The sequence below is a fragment of the Photobacterium aquimaris genome (assembly GCF_002954455.1).
Taxonomy (GTDB): Bacteria; Pseudomonadota; Gammaproteobacteria; order Enterobacterales; family Vibrionaceae; genus Photobacterium; species Photobacterium aquimaris.
This window is the reverse complement of sequence record NZ_MSCC01000001.1, coordinates 1,046,995-1,067,203: the sequence shown is the minus strand read 5'-3', so window position 1 is coordinate 1,067,203 and position 20,209 is coordinate 1,046,995. Positions and strand designations below refer to the sequence as shown.

The 20,209-nt window shown below is 36.4% G+C and carries 15 protein-coding genes and 3 pseudogenes; 7 read left to right on the top strand and 11 right to left on the bottom strand.

The window, feature by feature from the left end; genetic code table 11:
* The first annotated feature begins 192 nt into the window (after nucleotides 1–192).
* Nucleotides 193–1,152, top strand: coding sequence for an LD-carboxypeptidase (locus BTN98_RS04695; RefSeq protein WP_082732220.1), 960 nt, complete (start codon nucleotides 193–195; stop codon nucleotides 1,150–1,152).
* A 638-nt stretch (nucleotides 1,153–1,790) separates the two neighbouring features.
* Entirely contained in the window at nucleotides 1,791–3,176 is a 1,386-nt protein-coding gene (locus tag BTN98_RS04685; RefSeq protein WP_061000474.1) for an MATE family efflux transporter, read from the top strand.
* A gap of 80 nt (nucleotides 3,177–3,256) precedes the next feature.
* On the opposite strand, the gene def is transcribed toward BTN98_RS04685, so the two are convergent.
* Nucleotides 3,257–3,769, bottom strand: coding sequence for a peptide deformylase (gene def, locus BTN98_RS04680; protein WP_061000472.1), 513 nt, complete (start codon nucleotides 3,767–3,769; stop codon nucleotides 3,257–3,259).
* A 517-nt stretch (nucleotides 3,770–4,286) separates the two neighbouring features.
* Between def and BTN98_RS04675 the strand changes: the two genes are divergently transcribed.
* Nucleotides 4,287–6,488: an immunoglobulin-like domain-containing protein gene (locus BTN98_RS04675; protein WP_061000470.1), complete on the top strand. Its 2,202-nt coding sequence runs from the start codon at nucleotides 4,287–4,289 to the stop codon at nucleotides 6,486–6,488.
* A gap of 60 nt (nucleotides 6,489–6,548) precedes the next feature.
* Here the strand turns inward: BTN98_RS04675 and BTN98_RS04670 are convergent, their stop codons facing one another.
* The 3 genes and pseudogenes from BTN98_RS04670 to ppsA form a co-directional block, all read right to left on the bottom strand.
* Complete coding sequence (locus tag BTN98_RS04670) at nucleotides 6,549–8,513, bottom strand: response regulator (RefSeq protein WP_061000469.1); 1,965 nt, start codon at nucleotides 8,511–8,513, stop codon at nucleotides 6,549–6,551.
* Nucleotides 8,514–8,530: 17 nt separating this feature from the next.
* Complete coding sequence (locus BTN98_RS04665) at nucleotides 8,531–9,409, bottom strand: sulfurtransferase (RefSeq protein ID WP_061000497.1); 879 nt, start codon at nucleotides 9,407–9,409, stop codon at nucleotides 8,531–8,533.
* A 138-nt stretch (nucleotides 9,410–9,547) separates the two neighbouring features.
* Nucleotides 9,548–11,597, bottom strand: a pseudogene (gene ppsA, locus BTN98_RS04660) (phosphoenolpyruvate synthase); the annotation flags it as partial.
* Here ppsA and BTN98_RS04655 point away from each other — a divergent pair.
* The 3 genes and pseudogenes from BTN98_RS04655 to BTN98_RS04645 form a co-directional block, all read left to right on the top strand.
* Nucleotides 11,589–11,933 (top strand): annotated as a pseudogene (locus BTN98_RS04655) (kinase/pyrophosphorylase); the annotation flags it as partial. The pseudogenes ppsA and BTN98_RS04655 overlap by 9 nt on opposite strands.
* Nucleotides 11,934–12,035: 102 nt before the next feature.
* Nucleotides 12,036–12,314: a hypothetical protein gene (locus BTN98_RS04650; RefSeq protein ID WP_061000495.1), complete on the top strand. Its 279-nt coding sequence runs from the start codon at nucleotides 12,036–12,038 to the stop codon at nucleotides 12,312–12,314.
* 93 nt (nucleotides 12,315–12,407) lie between these two features.
* Nucleotides 12,408–13,754, top strand: coding sequence for a DEAD/DEAH box helicase (locus tag BTN98_RS04645; RefSeq protein WP_061000468.1), 1,347 nt, complete (start codon nucleotides 12,408–12,410; stop codon nucleotides 13,752–13,754).
* Nucleotides 13,755–13,807: 53 nt separating this feature from the next.
* On the opposite strand, the gene BTN98_RS04640 is transcribed toward BTN98_RS04645, so the two are convergent.
* From BTN98_RS04640 to BTN98_RS04620, 6 genes and pseudogenes are all read right to left on the bottom strand, one after another.
* Complete coding sequence (locus tag BTN98_RS04640) at nucleotides 13,808–14,170, bottom strand: GlpM family protein (RefSeq protein WP_061000466.1); 363 nt, start codon at nucleotides 14,168–14,170, stop codon at nucleotides 13,808–13,810.
* 92 nt (nucleotides 14,171–14,262) lie between these two features.
* Entirely contained in the window at nucleotides 14,263–16,125 is a 1,863-nt protein-coding gene (locus BTN98_RS04635; protein ID WP_061000464.1) for an HAD-IIIC family phosphatase, read from the bottom strand.
* Nucleotides 16,126–16,134: 9 nt separating this feature from the next.
* On the bottom strand, nucleotides 16,135–16,371 hold the full coding sequence (locus BTN98_RS20585) for a polysaccharide deacetylase family protein (RefSeq protein ID WP_240616117.1): 237 nt from the start codon (nucleotides 16,369–16,371) through the stop codon (nucleotides 16,135–16,137).
* A gap of 69 nt (nucleotides 16,372–16,440) precedes the next feature.
* A pseudogene (locus BTN98_RS20580) lies at nucleotides 16,441–16,793 on the bottom strand (polysaccharide deacetylase family protein); the annotation flags it as partial.
* Between the two features lie 407 nt (nucleotides 16,794–17,200).
* Nucleotides 17,201–17,626 carry a lysozyme inhibitor LprI family protein gene (locus tag BTN98_RS04625; protein WP_061000460.1) on the bottom strand — a complete coding sequence of 142 codons (426 nt, stop codon included), beginning with the start codon at nucleotides 17,624–17,626 and terminating at the stop codon, nucleotides 17,201–17,203.
* Between the two features lie 348 nt (nucleotides 17,627–17,974).
* A complete protein-coding gene (locus tag BTN98_RS04620; protein ID WP_061000457.1) occupies nucleotides 17,975–18,529 on the bottom strand; it encodes a hypothetical protein in 555 nt (184 codons plus the stop codon).
* Between the two features lie 473 nt (nucleotides 18,530–19,002).
* Here BTN98_RS04620 and BTN98_RS20465 point away from each other — a divergent pair, with 473 nt between their 5' ends.
* A complete protein-coding gene (locus BTN98_RS20465; RefSeq protein ID WP_197432890.1) occupies nucleotides 19,003–19,149 on the top strand; it encodes an SDR family oxidoreductase in 147 nt (48 codons plus the stop codon).
* Nucleotides 19,150–19,386: 237 nt separating this feature from the next.
* Here the strand turns inward: BTN98_RS20465 and BTN98_RS04605 are convergent, their stop codons facing one another.
* Nucleotides 19,387–19,896, bottom strand: coding sequence for a YgjV family protein (locus BTN98_RS04605; protein ID WP_061000455.1), 510 nt, complete (start codon nucleotides 19,894–19,896; stop codon nucleotides 19,387–19,389).
* Nucleotides 19,897–20,209: the final 313 nt, after the last annotated feature.

Here is a 20,209-nt window from a genome sequence, read left to right as displayed (position 1 = left end):
AATATTCACTTTATACTATAAGAACATATTAATAATTATAGGAGAAAAAGTCTCTTTTAAAAATGATTCTCAATCAAACGACAAGATACTTTGACAGAATATTTATATTTTCATAATTTTAAAAATAAACTTATTTTACAAGTAGGCTTAATATCCGTAAAATTATCATATTCTTTATTTTTGAGAAAGAAAATGAAAAAAAAAGTGCTATATTTTGCAAATAAAGAGCCTAGTCATTATAAAAATATTACTTTAATTTCTTGCTCAACGCAATTTGATCCTACACAAGTATCTCAGGTTACTGCTATTTTGGCGCAACATGGTTATCAGATAAGTTGCCAATACTTACAACAAAACGTATCTGATTTTGGCTATGTTGATACTGATCAAGCGCGCGCCAATAACCTGATTAAAGCACTGCTTGATCCTACAGTTGAGGTATTATGGTTCTATCGTGGTGGAGGTGGCGCATTAAACTTGTTGCCTTATTTACATCGATATAAGCAACAACTATTAACAATACCTGAAAAAGTTATTGTTGGATTCAGTGATGTTACCGCGATTCATGGTTTTTTAAATAATGACCTAGGGTGGCGATCAATTCATGGTGTTAACGCTAATAACCATTTAGAAATGAATTCAGCCAATCAACAACCGTTACCCGATATTGCGGCACTGATAGCTGAAGGGGTTATGTATAATAATGTATTACCACTTAATGCATTAGCACAGCAAACAGCGTCTGTCAGCGGTACATTAATCGGTGGCAATCACACCCTAGTTGGTGCAACATTTGGCACTCACTACCAACCCGACTTTGAAGATAAGATCTTAATCCTGGAAGATATTGGGGTTACTTTTCGTCAGTTAGATCGTTATTTACAACAATTACTATTTCTAAAAGAATGTAATGTTAAGGCGATTATTTTTGGTCAATATTATTCAATTGATCCTACTGATGAAGAGCGAATAATGTATAAAGCGGTTTTACAACAATTTGCAGCGCAATACGATAAGCCGGTTTATTACTTCCCTTTCTTTGGTCATGGAAAATATAACCAACCTTTTATTCTCGGTGAAAGCATAACGTTACAACGTAACACTGATAATGATTTGTTGTCTAATAGTGGTTATTGCTCTCTACAGCAATAACCTTACTTGTATGGATTAGTATTCATCAACTTAAATATACCGATGAATACTAATCTATAGCGAGAATATTCATGATCTAATTCACAATTTGAAACTTCGAAAAAAACAAAGCGTTATATTGCCACCACTGGTTCTATATATTATTATCTATCTATATCGCTTAATAACAGTTAATTATTTCAATTTAACTCTTTTATATTACTGTTCATCATTTATTCTTCTTTACACTTCAAAATATAATAATCAATCGTTACATTTTGTAATAATTAGAGCATCAAATATTACCCATATCAATGTTATGGTTACCTTAGTTCAATATACATAAGGATAATCATGAAAAGTATATATAGCTATATCTCTAAAATTCAACAAAAAATCATTGCCACTATTGAATTTAAACAACGTATTTGGATTATTAACATTCTTAAAAAAAACAAAAATGATGGTTCTATTGTTATATGTGAAGATAATTTCAATTATCCTTTCGAATGGATGGTATTGAATCTTTATACTTCAGACATGCTCAAATTGATTGATAAAATGAAGACGTCAGAAACAAAAACCATATACATCAATAACGAAATCCACCATGTAATGCGTGTTAAATAAACTTACTTTTTTATCAGGCATTGAATATTATGACTAACTCAACACTGACCTTGCACCCTCTTTTTCAACTTTTTGATCGTGAATTTTTAAAGCGACTTACCTTTATTGCTCTGCCCATTATTTTGCAAAGTATGCTTTTTTCAAGTAAAGGTTTAATTGATATTTTAATGCTAAGCCAATTGTCTGAAGTAGATATTTCAGCAATGGGAATTGCAGCTAAGGCGTTATTTGTCACAACCATTTTATTATCTGGTATTGCTACAGGTGGAGGAATATTATCAGCACAGTATTGGGGTGTAAGAAATGAAAATGGAATTAAACAAAGTACGGCTTTGAGTCTTTTTGCTACTGTTAGCTTTGCCGCTTTGTTTTGCTTTGTTTTTTTCTTTTATCCTCATCTTATTATGGGAATAGCAACAAGCTCTGATGCCATTATCGAACGTGGAAGTGAATATCTGACCATTGTCGGCATCAGTTTGTTTTCAAGTGCAATTATCGTTAGTTTTACAGCAAGTTTCCGTTCTATTGCTCAACCTAAAATATCCACATTTTTCAGTGCTTGCGGTATTGTTTGTAATATATTTCTAAATTGGGTACTGATTTTCGGTCACTTAGGTGCTCCCGCTTTAGGCATTAAAGGTGCTGCCATTGCGACATTAATCAGTGGTATTATAGAAGTATTATTACTTTGGTGTTATTTATTCATTACCCAGCATTTATTAAAATTAAATATCAAAGATTTTAATATTTTATTTTCATTTTCAAAATTAAAACTATTTTCTTCATTATCATTACCAACTACATGTAACTTTCTATTATGGTCTATCAGTATTTTTTCCTATCATGCACTAATGGGAGCAACCAGTGTTGAGGGATTAGTTGCACTATCTGTACTCACGCCAATTGAATCTATATCATTAAGTTTTTTAGTAGGTATTGCTAATGCATCAGCCGTTATTATTGGAAATGAATTAGGGGCTAAAAGGTATCAAACAGCTTATTATCAAGCAATGCTATTGACTATTATTGCTATTTTTATAACCAGTTTAGTCGCTATTATTTTATTTTTATCTCGATATCACCTTGTCATGCTCTTTTCGGCCTTAACCCTCGAGACTCGTGATCTCGCAATAACCTTTATTGAAATATTATCAATAGGCATTGTATTACGGTCTTTACCAACAACACTTGTCGTTGGTGTACTTAGAGCTGGTGGTGATGTGAAATTTTGCCTATATCAAGATCTATTAACACAATGGGCCTTTGGAATACCATTAGCTATTATTGGCGTCTTTGTTTTCCATCTTCCACCACAATGGATTTACATGCTATTTTTTGCTGAAACATTGTTTAAATGGGGAGCCTGTATTTACCGTTTTAAAAGCAAAAAATGGCTTAATACATTAATTGATTAATCATCTGAATTCATTGCAATAAAAAACCGATAAGACCGTCTTATAATCAGTCTTATCGGTTTCTAATTTAAATATCGCGATTACTTAGCTTGCGTCTTCAAGAATTTCTTCACTTTCTTCATTGCCATTTGGCGCTTAAGAGGTGATAGATAATCAATGAAAAGGATACCTTTTAGGTGGTCAATTTCATGCTGGAGTGCGATAGCAAGAAAATCATCACGCTCAAGGTGAATGTCATTACCATCACGATCAAGCGCAGTTAATTCAATTTTTTCAAAACGCTCTACATCTGCATAGTAATCAGGTACTGATAGACAGCCTTCTTGACCAACCACTGGGGTTTCACCACGAACAATCTTAGGGTTAACGAATACCTGGGGTTCATCACGCTCTTCAGATAAGTCGATAACAATAATAGATTCTTTGCGGCCTACCTGAGTAGCAGCTAAACCAATACCATTACCCGTTTCGTACATGGTTTGTAGCATGTCGTCGATAAGCGTTTGGATATGTTCAGCTTTTACGTCTGTTACTTCTTCAGCTTGAACGCGTAGCTTTGGATTTGGTTCGGTTAAAATTTCTAAAACTGCCATTTTCTCTCTTACTTAATCTAGTATTTAGGTTACTTTGCAGTAACTTATCAGATTAACGCTCAGGATCATAATCCCTACGTATATTCTGTTGCTGAGGCTATTTTACCTAGAAAATAGCCTCAGCAACAATTGATAATAACAATTAATCTAATAAGTAAATCTAATTCAATACTAAAACCATAATAAAAAACACCTATTTATTAAAATATATTCATAATTTAGTCATAACTAATCTCGTCTTTATCTCCCCTTTCAGTGTGTGGTTTTTTATATCTGCGCTTAGTTTATATATTATTTCTGCTCAAAATCTCACCTAAAATAACTCACCGTTCAATTACGCTTGAACAACGACAAATTTCAGTCTAAAAACAACATTAACCCGACAATTAATTGACGATTTAACCACTTGTTTTTAAAGTTTTTTGTTACAAATATCGCACCTCCAACTTGCCACAATTGTGCTAGCATTTATTTGCTTGACAATTACATCTATTATCCTATTTGTAGGGGAAAAAAAATGAATAAAAAAATAACTTTTCTAACATTAAACGCTATTGCTCTAGCGTTAACCTCAATAAGTTTTACCGTTAATGCCGGTGAAAAAATGGTTAATCCTGAAGGCGGCGTTGTAGTCGGTTATTGGCATAACTGGGCAGATGGTCGTGGTTATAAAGCTGGTAATGCGCCAGCAATGAGCTTAAAAGCAACTAACCCGATGTATAATGTTGTCGCTGTTTCTTTTATGAAGGTATATGACGTTGCCGAAGGCCGTATTCCTACATTCCATCTAGACCCTGAAACAGGATTAACAGAATCACAATTTATTGACCAAATTAAACTGCTGAACGATCAAGGCCGTGCAGTAATACTGGCGCTTGGTGGTGCAGACGCACACGTTGAATTGCAACAAGGTGATGAAGAAGCTTTTGCTGCTGAAGTTATTCGTCTAACTGATCTTTATGGTTTTGACGGTTTAGATATCGACCTTGAACAAGCTGCTATTGATGCTAAAGATAACCAAACTGTTATTCCTGCGGCACTACGCATTGTAAAAGATCACTACCGTGAACAAGGTAAAAACTTCCTCATTACCATGGCACCTGAGTTCCCATATTTAACAGCAGCAGGTAAATATATTCCTTATATCACAGGTCTAGACGGTTACTACGACTGGATCAATCCACAGTTTTATAACCAAGGTGGCGACGGTGTATATGTTGAAGGCCCAGGCTGGATTGCACAAAATAACGATGAACTAAAAGAAGAGTTCATTTATTACATTGCAGATTCATTAATTAACGGTACACGTGGCTTTACGACGATTCCACACGATAAATTAGTGTTTGGTATTCCAACTAATATCGATGCTGCAGCAACAGGTTTTATTAAAGACCCTCAAGATCTCTTTAATGCTTTTGCACGTCTTGAAAAACAATCACAGCCACTACGTGGTGTAATGACATGGTCAATTAACTGGGATATCGGTACTAACTCAGCAGGCCAAGCTTATAACAGTAGCTTTATTAATACTTATGGCCCGTTTGTACATAGCCAAACACCACCAGTAGTACAACCTGGCAAACCAACGTTCGCTGGTATTACTGATGCTCGAGTGCAGCACAAAACTCACTTTGACTCAATGGCAGGCGTTACAGCTACCGATAAAGAAGATGGTAATCTAACGCATTCAATTTCAGTTACAGGCAGCGTTGATACTCAGCGTGTTGGCGACTATGTTGTGACTTATTCGGTAACAGATTCTGATCACAATGAAACCGTATCACCGCGTAAAGTGACTGTATTTAGTGCCCTACCAACTTTTACTGGTGTTGAAAATACAGTTATTAAAGTCGGTGAAAGTTTTGATCCATTAGCGGATGTTTCTGCAACAGATGCTGAAGACGGTGATTTAACAGCTAATATTACACTCTCTGGTACAGTAAATACCGCTGTTGCTGGTCAATATGAACTTGTTTACAGCATTACTGACAGTGCAAACCAAACTGTTACTGTTAAGCGTGTTGTAGTTGTTAACGATGGTTCTACCGTATGTACGCCAGCATGGCAAACAGATGCTACTTATGTTGAAGGTGATGTAGTCAGTCACAACGATAAAGACTGGCAAGCAGGTTGGTGGACACAAGGTGATGAGCCGGGAACAACCGGTGAATGGGGTGTATGGCGTGAAGTTGGTGATACTGACTGCAACGGCGGTACTGAGCAGCCAGATGTTGATTTTACCGCAACCTTAACGGGTGTTAATAACAATTACACTATAACTAACGGCACAGCAAAATTAACATTAAATTACAGCGCTAATAAAGCAAGCTCAGTGCAGATAGATGTTATTGATGCAATGGGCTACCCTATTTCTGGTGGTCAATATACTGCAAATATCGATAGTAGCAAAACTATTCATATGGTGCTTGAGAATGTAACTGCCGGTACACATTCATTACGTATGATCGCACAATCAAATACAGACAACATAGAGCAACGTTTACATTTCACTTTAAAAGAAAAAGACACCGTTGAACCACCAGTAACAGATGTTCCAGCGTATGAATCAGGTAAAGCCTATCTTGCAGGTGACCAAGTTTTAGCAGCTGATGGCAATATCTACCAATGTAAGCCTTGGCCTTACACTGGTTGGTGTGCGAGTGCTTCTTATGCACCTGCAACCTCTCAACATTGGGCTGATGCTTGGGACAAACTATAATTCCTTAACAAACATATAATCAGTTACTATTAGTTATCAAATAAGCCAGCAGTAAGTGGATCACTTATTGCTGGTTTTTTGTAATAAGGGTAATGACTCAAGCTGTAAAAAAGCCTGTTCTAATGTTCGTGATAGCGTAATCTTATCTATGGGTTTTGATATGTAATCATCCATGCCAGCAGCAAGGCAATGTTGCTTTTCTTGTTCAAGTACATTGGCAGTTAACGCAATAATATAAGGCTGTACAATATCCATTCGACGGATCCGCTGTGTTGCCTCAATTCCGCCCATATTTGGCATTTGGCAATCCATCAATACCACATCCACACTATGATGATGAATATACTCAATCGCCAATGCACCATCACTTACCATATTAATATTCAGTAACCCAAATGAATCTAAAAACGCCTTTATTAATTGTTGATTTACCTTACTATCTTCAACAACTAAGATTCGTTTATTTGAATAATCGCTTAAATCATGATGATTACTTTCACTACAAGTCTCGACATGTGGATGATCACAACATTTTAGGTTAACGTTAAACCAAAACGTAGTGCCTTTGCCAAGCTCACTATCAACATTCAAAGTTGTTAACATTAGCTGACACAAACTATTCGAGATAGACAAACCCAGCCCAGTTCCACCAAATTGACGAGAAATCGAACCATCCGCTTGTGTATAAGAATCAAAAATAGTCTCAATACTTTCAGGCGCAATACCAATACCTGAGTCTTTAACACTAAAACGTAACTGTTGATGTAACCCTAATTGTTCATGCGCTGTAGTGGTTGTACTTTCAATATCACCTAATAATTCAATTCGTAATTCAATACAGCCTTCTGAGGTAAACTTAACGGCATTACCTAATAAATTGGTTAATATTTGTCGTATTCGTCCCTCATCGGCATCAAAGTAAGGGGCTATATTGGCATCAATATGCGTCTTTAACTGAATGCTTTTTTCTCGTGATTTATGTTCAAAAGGAACAATACAACCTTGAATAAAAGTTTTTAGATGAAAATGATTAAAACGTAATTCCACATTACCCGCTTCTAATTTTGAATAATCTAATATTTCATCGATAATAATCAGCAATGCATTAGCGGATTGCTTTATGTATTTAATCTGCTGTTTTGATTGTTCATCTAATTCTCTATCTTCTAAGCATTGAACAAAACCTAACACTCCATTCATAGGAGTACGTATTTCATGGCTCATATTGGCCATAAAATTACCTTTTATGCGTAATGCTTCGTTTAATTTTTTCGTTTGTAACTGTAACTGATTATTTAGCCCTTGCAGCTTGGTTTCGTTACTATAAATATATTTATCGACTTTAGTGAGTTCAGTTGCTAATAATGATACTTCACTATTATCTTTCTTCAGCCCTGAAATATCCAATCTTCCAGATCCCATACTAATTAATTCACGAATAAGATAATTAAGCGGCTGCGTTACTTTGCGATACATATAAAAAAGAATAAACACAATAAAAAACAAAAAAGGTAAAATATAAATCAGTACTTGCATTATGATGGTTTTTAAAATGTGGCTAGAACTATAATAAATAACATATTTGAAAATAGGATCGCCATTAAAATAAGCCGGATAACTAAGTAAATAGTCCCGCTTATACCAAGATAGGCCAGGAATATACAAAAATGGTCGTAATGTTGCATCTTGAACATTATCGGAGTGATAATAATGAAGCAGTTTATTATCAAAGTCATAAACTGATAGAGAGCGTATTTCTTTATATTGACTAATTAAACGATTAAATTCTAGTGATGACTCGGTATCTTGAAATACTATTGTATCAATAAAAACAGGGGCTAATGCATTCATCATTACGTTAACATTTTTAACTAATCGTTGAGTATTACTGTAATAGCTGAGGGTTAATGCTGTTAACATGACACAAATTAAGACTCCGCCCATCATTAATGCGATTTTATTAAACAAACCTTTTTGAATGTTTAATGGCTGCTCAATAGTGTAATACTCAGGCGGCTTTTTCATAAAATACCCCTTTCGATCTACTTCTCTACGGGTAATCCTTTCTCCGACCACTCTAACCATGAGCCATCGTAGTGAGACACTTTAAATCCAGCTTGCTTCATTAAAAAATACGTCAGCGTCGAGGCTTTTCCTTTATTACAATAAGTGACACTTTTACGACTTTTATCTAACGATGCAAAGATAGGATTCAACTGCTTAGGAGACTTTAATAAGCTCACTCCTGTTGCTGTCGTATTAAAAAATACGCTATTTTGAATACTCTTTGCCGTTGGAATATGACCGAATTTATCTGTCGCTGAACGCTCTCCTATAAATTCAGCTAAAGTACGGCTGTCGTACAATTGATATAAGTCGCTATAGGCTGCCACTTTAGCAACGGTTGTGCTGGCATAAACGGAAGAATTTAAAATAGGGAAATACTGAGATGGCTGCGGGATTGTCGCTATCTTCGTTAATAGATATTGCTCAGACCAAGCATTAATGCCGCCGTTAAGAATAGCAATATTTTTAATACCATATAGTTCTAATACCCAAAATAAACGTGCTGCATTTTTAAGATCACCTTGATCATAAATAATGATTTGTTGTGACGTTGTCACCCCTTTTTGTTGCAATAGTGGTGCTATTTTTTTTATACTTTTCACATAATAAGCATTGTTAATTGCAACATAGGTTAATGCGGTTGGAAAACTAATTGCCGTGTTGATATGCCCTTGCTTGTATTGTTCTTGACTGCGAGCATCAAAAATTATGATCGGCTGATTTTCATTGATTTTTTGCTGTAACTCGCTCCCTCCTATCACCCACTCATGCTGACGTTCATTCGCACACACCGAACTTAACCCACTAAAAAATAAAAATATAATACTGAATATGGTTATTCTATATTTATTCATGTTGGCTTCCTTGCTAATACGAAAACGTAATACCATTAATTCCATAACAGTATTTATTAAGCGTAGCAAAGAACCTCCAAAAAGCCCGACATAAAGTCAGGCTTAATATTTCTTTAGCTGATTATGTTAGGCAATCATTTAATGGGGCTTACCTAAAAATGTCCATGTTTCTAATACGGTATCAGGATTTAATGATACTGAATCAATACCTTGATCCATTAGCCAACGCGCAAAATCTTCATGATCAGAAGGTCCTTGACCACAAATACCAACGTATTTACCAGCTTTGTTAGCGGCTTTAATCGCTAACGATAACATTGCTTTGACGGCTTCATTACGTTCGTCAAATAGATGTGCAATATCACCAGTATCACGATCTAAGCCCAATGTTAGCTGGGTCATATCGTTAGAACCAATTGAAAAACCATCAAAATATTTAAGGAATTCTTCAGCTAAAATAGCATTTGAAGGTAACTCACACATCATCATAACTTTGAAGCCATTATCACCGCGACGCAGTTCAAATTTAGCTAATAAATCAATCACAGATGCAGCTTCACTAACTGTACGCACAAACGGGATCATAATTTCTACGTTTTTAAGTCCCATCTTGTTACGAACCCGTTTTATCGCTTCACATTCAAGAGCAAAACAATCTTGAAAATGCGGTGCTATATAACGTGATGCTCCACGGAAACCTAACATCGGGTTTTCTTCTGTTGGTTCATAGTTAATACCACCAACAAAGTTACGGTATTCGTTTGATTTAAAATCCGACATCCGTACTATCACTCGTTGAGGCCAAAACGCGGCCGCTAACGTTGAAATATTTTCAGTTAATTTTTCAATATAAAATTCAACCGGATTTGCATAACCTATAATTCGTTGATCAATTTCAGCTTTTATTTCAGCACATTGCTGGTCGTAATTTAACAATGCTTTCGGGTGAATACCTATCATCTTATTAATGATAAATTCTAATCGTGCCAGACCAACGCCTTCGTTAGGAATACAAGCAAAATCAAACGCACGATCAGGATTACCGACATTCATCATCACTTTTAGCGGTAATGTTGGCAATTGCTCAACTTCAGAGCGACGTACTTCAAATTCAAGAATGCCATCATACACATAACCCGTTTCACCTTGAGCACAAGATACAGTTACGTTTTGTCCATCTTGAAGTAATGACATTACATCACCACAACCGACCACTGCAGGAATACCTAATTCACGAGCAATAATTGCAGCATGACAAGTACGCCCACCACGATTAGTCACGATTGCTGCGGCTTTTTTCATCACCGGCTCCCAATCAGGATCGGTCATATCAGCCACCAGCACATCACCTTGCTGAACTTGATCCATCTGCGATAAATCAGACACAATCCGCACCGGACCACTGCCAATACGTTGTCCAATAGCACGCCCTTCAACCAAGATTTTACCTTGATCGTTAAGATGAAAACGTTCCATCACGTGAGCGTACAGTTTCAGGACGCGCTTGAACAATCAATAACTCGCCAGTATTACCATCTTTAGCCCATTCAATATCCATCGGACGACCATAGTGCTGTTCAATAATCAGTGCCTGCTTAGCCAGCTCCATGATCTCAGTATCAGCTAATGAGAACTGACTTTGTTCTGCAGCAGTGGTATCGGTAATTTCAACTTGAGTACCAAGATCTTTACCGTCGGCATACACCATTTTTATTAACTTTGAGCCAATAGTACGGCGAACAACTGATGGATGACCCGCGTTTAAAGTTGGTTTATGAACATAAAACTCATCAGGGTTTACAGCCCCCTGCACCACCATTTCGCCCAATCCCCATGACGATGTAATGAAAACGACTTGATCAAAACCAGATTCAGTATCAAGAGTAAACATAACCCCAGATGATGCTTTATCAGAGCGAACCATCCGCTGAATGCCGGCAGATAATGCTACACCTTCATGGTCAAATCCTTGATGAACTCGGTATGAGATTGCGCGATCATTAAACAATGAAGCAAACACATGTTTAGTCGCTTCAATAACTGCATCAATACCACGAACATTAAGGAATGTTTCTTGTTGTCCTGCAAATGAAGCATCAGGAAGATCTTCGGCTGTTGCTGATGAACGCACAGCAACAGACAACATCTCATCACCTTCACCAAGCTCTCGATAACAAGCACGAATATCAGCTTATACCTTGCAATGCAATTTGGATTACGGGCTGTCAATTACCCTTTTATTGCCGATGATATGTCAGCCTTAAAGCTGCCTAAAGCCATTGAACCTTATCGGTTTAAAACCTTTGGTCTTACAATAGATATTGAACGATTAGTGGCGATCAGAAATGAGCGTTTTGCTGATAGTGATTATGCCAGTTCAGAACAATGCCTGAATGAATTACAGCAAGTCGAAGCTATGTTTCGCCGCGAAGCTATTCCCTATTTAAACACTTCATCATTATCGGTTGAAGAAATATCAACACGCTTACTATCAATGAGTAGATTAAAAAGAAAAATTTTCTAATTCAATGGCATAAATAGAATGTTATTGGTGCAAAAAGATAAACGTGGTTATTTTTATCATGCTTTATTAGAATACTACTTTTGCACAAAGACTGTTGATACCATGAATAAGAAACCTGATCGTCAAACAGCGATGCGTTTGCTTCTAAGTGATGTTAAGCAAGCGTTTCCACTTTATGATCCTGAGACCTTTGTTTGTGGTCCTGACAACAAATGCATTGGCTGTCCTAAAAAATTATTAGAATTAGTCGATACCGAAGTCAGTTATTGGGAGCATGCGATTGAACGTGGCGTTATTCCGCAATTTGATGAAATTCGACAGTTTGGCAAACTCTGTAAAAACGTTCGTCGTGGCTTAATACGAAATAATATAATGACCTAATGTCGCCCGTGCTATAATCCGCGTTATTGTTCGTCGGCTATTACCCTAACACTAGGGAAAGCCGTTATTTGATTTATTTATCTGAGATTCTACATGCCTTTCTCTAAGCTTGGATTAAGCGACGCTATCGTTAAAGCAGTAACCGATATGGGTTACACCACTCCTACGCCGATTCAAGAAAAAGCCATTCCGGTGGCACTAACCGGCAAAAACCTGCTTGCTGCTGCGCAAACAGGTACTGGTAAAACGGCAAGTTTTGTACTTCCCATTCTACAAATGCTTGATGATGGTCAGCAAGTACGTGCTAAGCGTGTACGTGCATTGATTCTAGCGCCAACACGTGAGCTTGCAGTTCAGGTTGAAGCAAATATTGTTCAATACAGTAAACATACTAATTTAACCTCAATGGCAATGTATGGTGGTGTTGATTATGAACCACAAAAACGTCGCCTTATTGAAGGTGTTGATATTTTAGTAGCAACCCCTGGCCGTTTATTGGATATGTACACTAAACGTGCTATCCACTTTGATGCGATTGAAATCTTAGTACTAGATGAAGCTGACCGTATGTTAGATATGGGCTTTATTGAAGATATTAATAAGATTATTGAGCGTTTACCGCTTGATCGCCAAAACATGTTGTTCTCTGCAACGTTATCTGCACAAGTACGTTTACTGGCAAAAACTGCGGTACGCAACCCAGTAGAGATCAGTGTTGCTAAAGATGAAGCGTCACAGCCTAAAATTGATCAGTGCTTGATCACGGTTGATAAAGACATGAAGTCTTCTCTATTGAGCCATTTAATTAATGAGCAACAATGGGATCAAGCGTTAATCTTCATTGAAACCAAACACGGTGCAGCTAAGTTAGTAAGCCAGCTTGAAAAACGTGGTATTGCTGCAGAAGCTATTCACAGTGGCCGTAGCCAAGGCTCTCGTGCGCAAGTATTAGAAGATTTTAAAGCAGGTAAAGTTAAATACTTAATCGCGACTGGTGTTGCTGCGCGTGGTTTAGATATTGATGAGTTAACCCGCGTTGTTAACTATGATTTGCCTTTCCCACCTGAAGAGTATGTTCACCGTATCGGTCGTACAGGTCGTGCTGGCTCTAAAGGTGAAGCGATTTCATTTGTATCACGCGATAACTTTAAAAACTTATGCATGATTGAGCGCCTATTAGGTCACTTAATCGTTCGTAAAGAAATTGAAGGCTTTGTACCAACTAAAGAAGTGCCAATTTCTATTTTAAACTTCAAGCCTAAATATCAAAAACCTGAAGGCAATAATAATACTGATGGTAAGCCACGTCGTAATGATAAGCCACGTAGCAATTCACCAAGCGCTGAAAAACCAAAGCCAAAGAAGCCGAGAAACCGTAAGCCAATCACCGATCGTGATACTGGTATTCCTCGCGGCACACGCAAGCCTAAATCGGTGTAATTAATATAGCATCGCCATCTTAGTGCAACACATTAAGATGGCGATCGTCATTATTACAGCGAATTAGCAACCAATAATGGGCTCCAACGCGTCCAGCCTACTAACAATAATCCTGCACAACCAAGCCATACCACGGTTGCTAACGATAGCGTTGCCGTTAAATTATGGTAATAACTTAATATATACACCGCGACTAAATACCCTGCATACGGCACTAACGAACACAATCCAAACAAGGCCGTCATACGAAGATCTTCCATACTACGCTCTAAACCAACAATATAATGAGCAATTAATGCAAATGTTGGAAACAAAGGCACTAACCCTGCAATATAAAAGCTCTTACTTTTCGATAGCAATGCAATTAATAATACTGCTGCTGCACCTAATAAACATTTAAAAAATAATGTTGCCATTCCCTAGTCTCAATTATTACCTTTGCTATCATAATAATTAAAAGTAAAAAAAAGCGATACCACTAATTTTTCAATAACATAAAACTAAAATATTAGCTCTTAGCAAAGAGAATATTAGGCGCATCAATGGCGATTAAACCTTCACTGTTATGCTTGGCTGTTGTTGATTTACTATAAATTGTCACCTCTTGATTGTGACTGATTTGTTTAAATTCTAAATCACAAAAGACAGCGGCTGATTGGCTATTTTTAGCAGTCGGTTTATATTCTACTTGTAAACACTTCCATCCTGACAAGTAAGCGCAATCTAACAGCCACTCCAAAAATGCATGCTCAACCCGTTTTGATTGAATGCGACAACTGAACATCAAATCAATTACGCGCTGTTGCTGAATATCTATAATACAGACACCGACCGTACCATAATCACCAAATTTATCTTTTGCCGTTAAAAACAATGTCGCAACCAAAGGATCGTTAATCAATTCAGTTAACCTGTTGCGATCATAGCGTGTTGCTGAAAAATTCATTTGATTTGTGCGTTGTACTAATTCATGTACACGATCAATATTTGAAAGTTGCGCCACACCAACCGACAATTCAATACGAGATGCTTTAATAAAATCAATATATTGACCATCAAAACCACGGCTATGTGTTGTTCGTTGTTGTTGGGCGACATAGAAAGAACGTCTTAATGCAGATTCTGCTGATGTTTGAGGATTAAATGCAACTAAATGGGTTAATTTAAGGTAGTCATTGTCTTTAAATATACGCACTTGAGGATGGATTGTGTTAACTTCGTTTCTCTCAAAAGCCGAATCATCAATAAAGGCTATAGTGTCGATGGCAACATTAAAGTTTTCAGCTATTCGTTGAATTGATTGGCTTTTTGGCTGCCAGTTAATTTCAGGGAAAATAAAATACTCTGCAATGCCTAAAGCGTTAAGGTGTGCCCACGTTCGATGATGATCATTCTTACTCGCAATCGAATTTACAATACCACGATCATCTAAGGTTTTTATAATCTCAACCACGCCGGAACGTAATTGCACACCGGCTTCTCCATCTTCAACTAATATGCCATTCCACAATGTATTATCTAAATCCCATACCAAGACTTTAACGCTGTTATTTGTAGTTGTTGTTGGTAAGTGATTATGGTCATCAAGCTGAGGTAACTGCTGAATAAACCCAATAAATCCAAATACCATCGTCAGTGCTGTCGCTTGATCGTTTTCATCACGGTTAGGAATAAGATTAATAAAGTGCATTGTTTGAAAATCAATATGAGGAGCGATATCAATAAAGGGGATCTGTATTTGGTGATACCCCGCTGGTTGTTGTAATCGATATTGAAATGGGGTTTGATTCAATTTACCCGTGGTTGCTCGAATTACGATACTCAAATCGATTGCTTGTGAGCAATATACCTCAATCATAAACGCATCAAATAATGGACTGGGATTGATTGTTTGACTAAGATAATTTTTATAACGAGTAGCCATTCGCGCCACAATGCCCCGCCGCCCTGCAATTGATAATCCATCTAACCATTGCCCACGTTGAGCTACTGACTCGACTATTGCGGCTTTGTTATCAATATTCTTCGCTTGCTCTGGTGCTATAACACCGATATAAGAAGTCGACATTAATGCGCCCCACTGCTTAAAATCCACTTGTACAACGGGTAATGAACGCTGTGAAATATGCAAGGGAACAATGCCATTAATAAACCGCCGGCAATGACCATCTCGCCGAGGTTGGTAAAGCTCACAGGTTTTATAACATTCAGGCATGGCACATTCAGTACAATGCTCTTCCCACTGTAAAACAGAATACTTCACGCACTGTTCAATGATGCTTTGCCCTGAAATAAAAGCCTGTTGCACTTCATCTGGTAAACAAATCGCTTGCTGTAAATCTTGATAAGAAAGCACTTCTAATTGATACATAACAATCACCTAATGTTTATAGACATCAGGAAATGCCAGTTTAGGATCAACAAATGTATATTCTTTTTCAACTAATATAGGTAATAATTTTTCAAGTAATAACTGCACCTTACTACTATTATCATGCATAAGAACAATATCATGAGGTTGAATATCACGGGCTAAACGCGCCAGCATTTGATCAACGGATTGATGCGAATATTGTCCCCATTCACCAGATTCAATTGACCATAGAATAGCCTGCATATGATTACATTGAATGGCTGACCAAGCAGATAGTGATAATTTGCCCTGTGGCGGGCGAAATAGTGTCGGGGTTGCAGCAATAAAGGGCTTTAGAATTGTCTGACAGTGTTTTATATCCTTTGCATAAGCCTTAAAGCCTATTTCATCAGCCGTTTTATGCGCAAAAGAATGATTACCTAGATAATGGCCATCAGCAACTATACGTTGAACAATATTTGGATATCTTTGCGCTTGTTTGCCTAATATAAAAAAACCGCTTTGATATCATATTCTGCAAGTAAATCTAATATTTGAGGGGTAAGATTAACATCTGGACCATCGTCAAACGTTAATAAAATACCTTTATGAGTGGTTTTATAGGTTACGATCCACGCAGGAATAACACTTTTTATGACTGATTTTAGTGTCGCCACGTATACCATCCCTTGTCTATTGCTATTTATTAGGTATAGGCAGCCACAACACTAAAGTCAATCAACTATTAACTCATTACAAACAATAACGAACTCGCAATAATAGGTATATTAATAAATACCAACAACAACTTGATATACTACCAAAACAACAAACATTAATACTGTTGAGTAATAAAACGACTAACAATAAGCTGTTTTACTGTAATAATTACCGCTTATTCTTTAATTTATTGGTTAAATAACCGCGATTACTATATTTAACGATCACCAAAACCCACAATCCTTATGGCTATTGCGGTATATTCATCTAGTTATAAAAAACAGTCTCTAATTAGGATACAAATAAAAATACCGCCCTATATCAGGTCGGTATTTTTTAGCAGATTCAATTAGTTAATGTATCTGAGGCGCTATCACATCTTAAAATACTTTGAAGGTTCTGGTAAAACTGGTGGTGTGCTATCCATATAGGTTAAAAAGTGCATCCACACATCATGGGTTCTTTCTTTGGTGAGTTGTGTTTTACAGTCCAATGCCATTACATTACGAATAGTTCCATCACGCCATTGAGTATAAACCGCATTACACTGCGCTTTCATATACACTTGCCAATCTTTTTGTGCTTGCTCTATCGCTTTCACCAACGCAGGATCATCTTTATTATGTTCAACGCTGGCGGTCAGATATTTGGATAACTCTTCTTGTGCAGAGGTTAATGTCAATGCTGCACAATCATTAATGTCCAGTGTATTACGCGGATTATCACAATCTAATGCTTTCTTTGCTGCAAGTGCTGGCAATGACACACAAACGAATATAATTAGCAGGTACTTTTTCATTGATAGGCCTCATTTAAATATAAGCGACATGTAATAACAAAGCGATTAACTGTATTATAGCTATGTAAACTCACTCTATCCAAAAGCATATCTAGCAGCCTCCCCTCTGGCGTAATTATCGATTAACTAATACAACCGCAATCAACACCAAACAGGCTTAATATAAAATACATTTAACAACAACATGCTCAATAATGAAGCCTAAACATAATGCTCTGTGATTAATGTGTAAAGTTATGGCTGTCCTTTATTTTTTGATTATTTTTTTCAATTTATATAATCATCAAAAACTTCACCGTCTTTATGATGAAGTTTTGATATTTAACATTAATACAATGTATTTATTAACTAATTAGATAATAAAGCAAATTTTGGATTGGATACGATTTCCTTTATCAACTCTTGAGTCGTTGGTCCAAATGCATTCGCAACATTTTCACAAGCACCAGCAGCAGACCAACTAGTATCAAATTCATGTTTAACGCTTATCGGGTAATTAACACCATTATCAGAGCTGACTTTAGCCGATATTTCCCAATTAGCAGGCGTTATTGAACTAAAAGAAACACTCTCTAAGTTTACTGATACTTTTCTTGATGTAGCATCGTATTTTTGAGCTACAATCAATTCTTCTAAAAACGCATCTTTTACGTATTCAGGAATGCTTTTCCCTGGATAAACAATAATATCGCCATTTAAACGACACATTAAAGAAATATCTTTGGCAATATTCACATTACCAACAGATAAATTACCTTTGTCAGCTAATGCTGTTTGCATCGTAGCTATATTTGATGATGATGCCTTATAAGGTATAGCATTTGTTGTCTCACACCCTGACAAAAATAATAAAACTGAAATTACAAATGACACTTTAATTAATATTTTATTAATAATTCTCATGTAGTCACATTCCCTATAATAATTGATTGAATATCCAAAAAAGAATACAACATGAAAAAATAAACAAAATACTAACAACGTAAAACCTAAACTAATATCGCATTAATATTAAAGATTAATCATGTTATTTACATTAAACTTCCACATAATACCAAGGAAATTTGGCGACCTAATATTGAGAGCTTAAATAAAGTATTTAAAAATATATCTCACCAACCACAAATTATTTTATTATTAAAATTACAGCTTATTATTTAATATTCTTCGTTAAATCCACTCTTTTATCCTTTTCCAGGATCGCCAATATCGACATATTTTGGCAATCATTGCGATATTTGTTATATATAGTGTGCTGATGCAACTGCTGACAAGCACCAAGTAACCGCTTCTTCATTCGCTGATGTACAACGCTAACATTTTAGCGCATTGCGCCAATACTCGGCAAAGTGACAACGCCGAATGAAGTATTGAAGATGAATAATGAACACATGTTACCCACTGATGATCACAAGCGATACTTAGCTCAACAGGCTAAAGCCATTACATGGCTATTATCTGATGAATCATCTTTCATCACTGGACATGTTTTATCAGTAGATGGTGGTTTTCAAGCTAAATAAAGTGAAGTACAAGGATGCAATTATAAAACGCCGCATTAAAGTGTAAGCAACACTACCACCAAACCTTAACCATACCACCGTAAACACGAAACCCAACGGTGGTATGAAAAATGCCAAGCGTTGGGGATCACTCTTAAACCGTTTGTTGAACGAAGCCGCTCGGGCTTGTCCAACACTTGAATAGGTGTCGGCTGCGCGATACATATCCTTATCTATTATATTTCTAAATCTACTTGTTTATTGGCTTATCACCACTGTGCTCTTTATATAAATACGATAATAACCAATAGCACTACTTATTATAAATAAAATGTCTATTAACACTGCTACTGGCGAGCCAACAATGATGTCATGAGCTCCCCAAACTACTGCCCCAAAAACCATTAGCCAGCGCATAAGTTTATCGTTATGCATGAATGAGGCTTTAGTATGGAATAACGAAGCAATACAACTTAGTACACTAGTGATGCCATTGAACGTTAAAATAGTGCCTAATACTGTCACAAAATAAAACAACCATTTCATTCTTGGATCCGATATAAAGATCCCTGCAAAATAACGAGATGCACCAATCACAAGTAAGCATGCAGCGGTCCACTCTTCTAGTAAGGCAAAATGGGCAGCAATTAATAACGCTGAAATACTTAGAGCTAATAAAAGTGTCTTACGATTTGTAAATTGAAATGATGCGATATCGAATAAAGCAGCTAAACCTACCAATATCTGAGAAATAATAAAAAAGGACATAAGTCCTCCATCAACAAATAGAAAATTTAATGGGTAAAATTAAGATAATGCACTCAAAGTAATCCTGATTTCTTGAGTTATCTTTTTAAAAGACTATTTATTGGGGAGATATATTGCTACAGCTTGAACTTGAGGAAGATAATTGAAATAAATTGAGGATATTTGACTGACTAATGAACTCATAGTAAAACTCCCCATAGCTGTGGTGATAAATTATTAGGGGTAATTCTATATGTTAAGATTAAAAAAACAAACCTATAATTACCTTTTGTTACGGTTAACCGTTAACATCTTGGAAATATAACACTACCAA

Coding starts and splice junctions, on each gene's coding strand:
- BTN98_RS04695 (WP_082732220.1), top strand. CDS start 193: ATGAAAAAAAAAGTGCTATATTTTGCAAATAAAGAGCCTAGTCATTAT.
- BTN98_RS04685 (WP_061000474.1), top strand. CDS start 1,791: ATGACTAACTCAACACTGACCTTGCACCCTCTTTTTCAACTTTTTGAT.
- def (WP_061000472.1), bottom strand. CDS start 3,769: ATGGCAGTTTTAGAAATTTTAACCGAACCAAATCCAAAGCTACGCGTT.
- BTN98_RS04675 (WP_061000470.1), top strand. CDS start 4,287: ATGAATAAAAAAATAACTTTTCTAACATTAAACGCTATTGCTCTAGCG.
- BTN98_RS04670 (WP_061000469.1), bottom strand. CDS start 8,513: ATGAAAAAGCCGCCTGAGTATTACACTATTGAGCAGCCATTAAACATT.
- BTN98_RS04665 (WP_061000497.1), bottom strand. CDS start 9,409: ATGAATAAATATAGAATAACCATATTCAGTATTATATTTTTATTTTTT.
- BTN98_RS04650 (WP_061000495.1), top strand. CDS start 12,036: ATGAATAAGAAACCTGATCGTCAAACAGCGATGCGTTTGCTTCTAAGT.
- BTN98_RS04645 (WP_061000468.1), top strand. CDS start 12,408: ATGCCTTTCTCTAAGCTTGGATTAAGCGACGCTATCGTTAAAGCAGTA.
- BTN98_RS04640 (WP_061000466.1), bottom strand. CDS start 14,170: ATGGCAACATTATTTTTTAAATGTTTATTAGGTGCAGCAGCAGTATTA.
- BTN98_RS04635 (WP_061000464.1), bottom strand. CDS start 16,125: ATGTATCAATTAGAAGTGCTTTCTTATCAAGATTTACAGCAAGCGATT.
- BTN98_RS20585 (WP_240616117.1), bottom strand. CDS start 16,371: ATGCAGGCTATTCTATGGTCAATTGAATCTGGTGAATGGGGACAATAT.
- BTN98_RS04625 (WP_061000460.1), bottom strand. CDS start 17,626: ATGAAAAAGTACCTGCTAATTATATTCGTTTGTGTGTCATTGCCAGCA.
- BTN98_RS04620 (WP_061000457.1), bottom strand. CDS start 18,529: ATGAGAATTATTAATAAAATATTAATTAAAGTGTCATTTGTAATTTCA.
- BTN98_RS20465 (WP_197432890.1), top strand. CDS start 19,003: ATGAATAATGAACACATGTTACCCACTGATGATCACAAGCGATACTTA.
- BTN98_RS04605 (WP_061000455.1), bottom strand. CDS start 19,896: ATGTCCTTTTTTATTATTTCTCAGATATTGGTAGGTTTAGCTGCTTTA.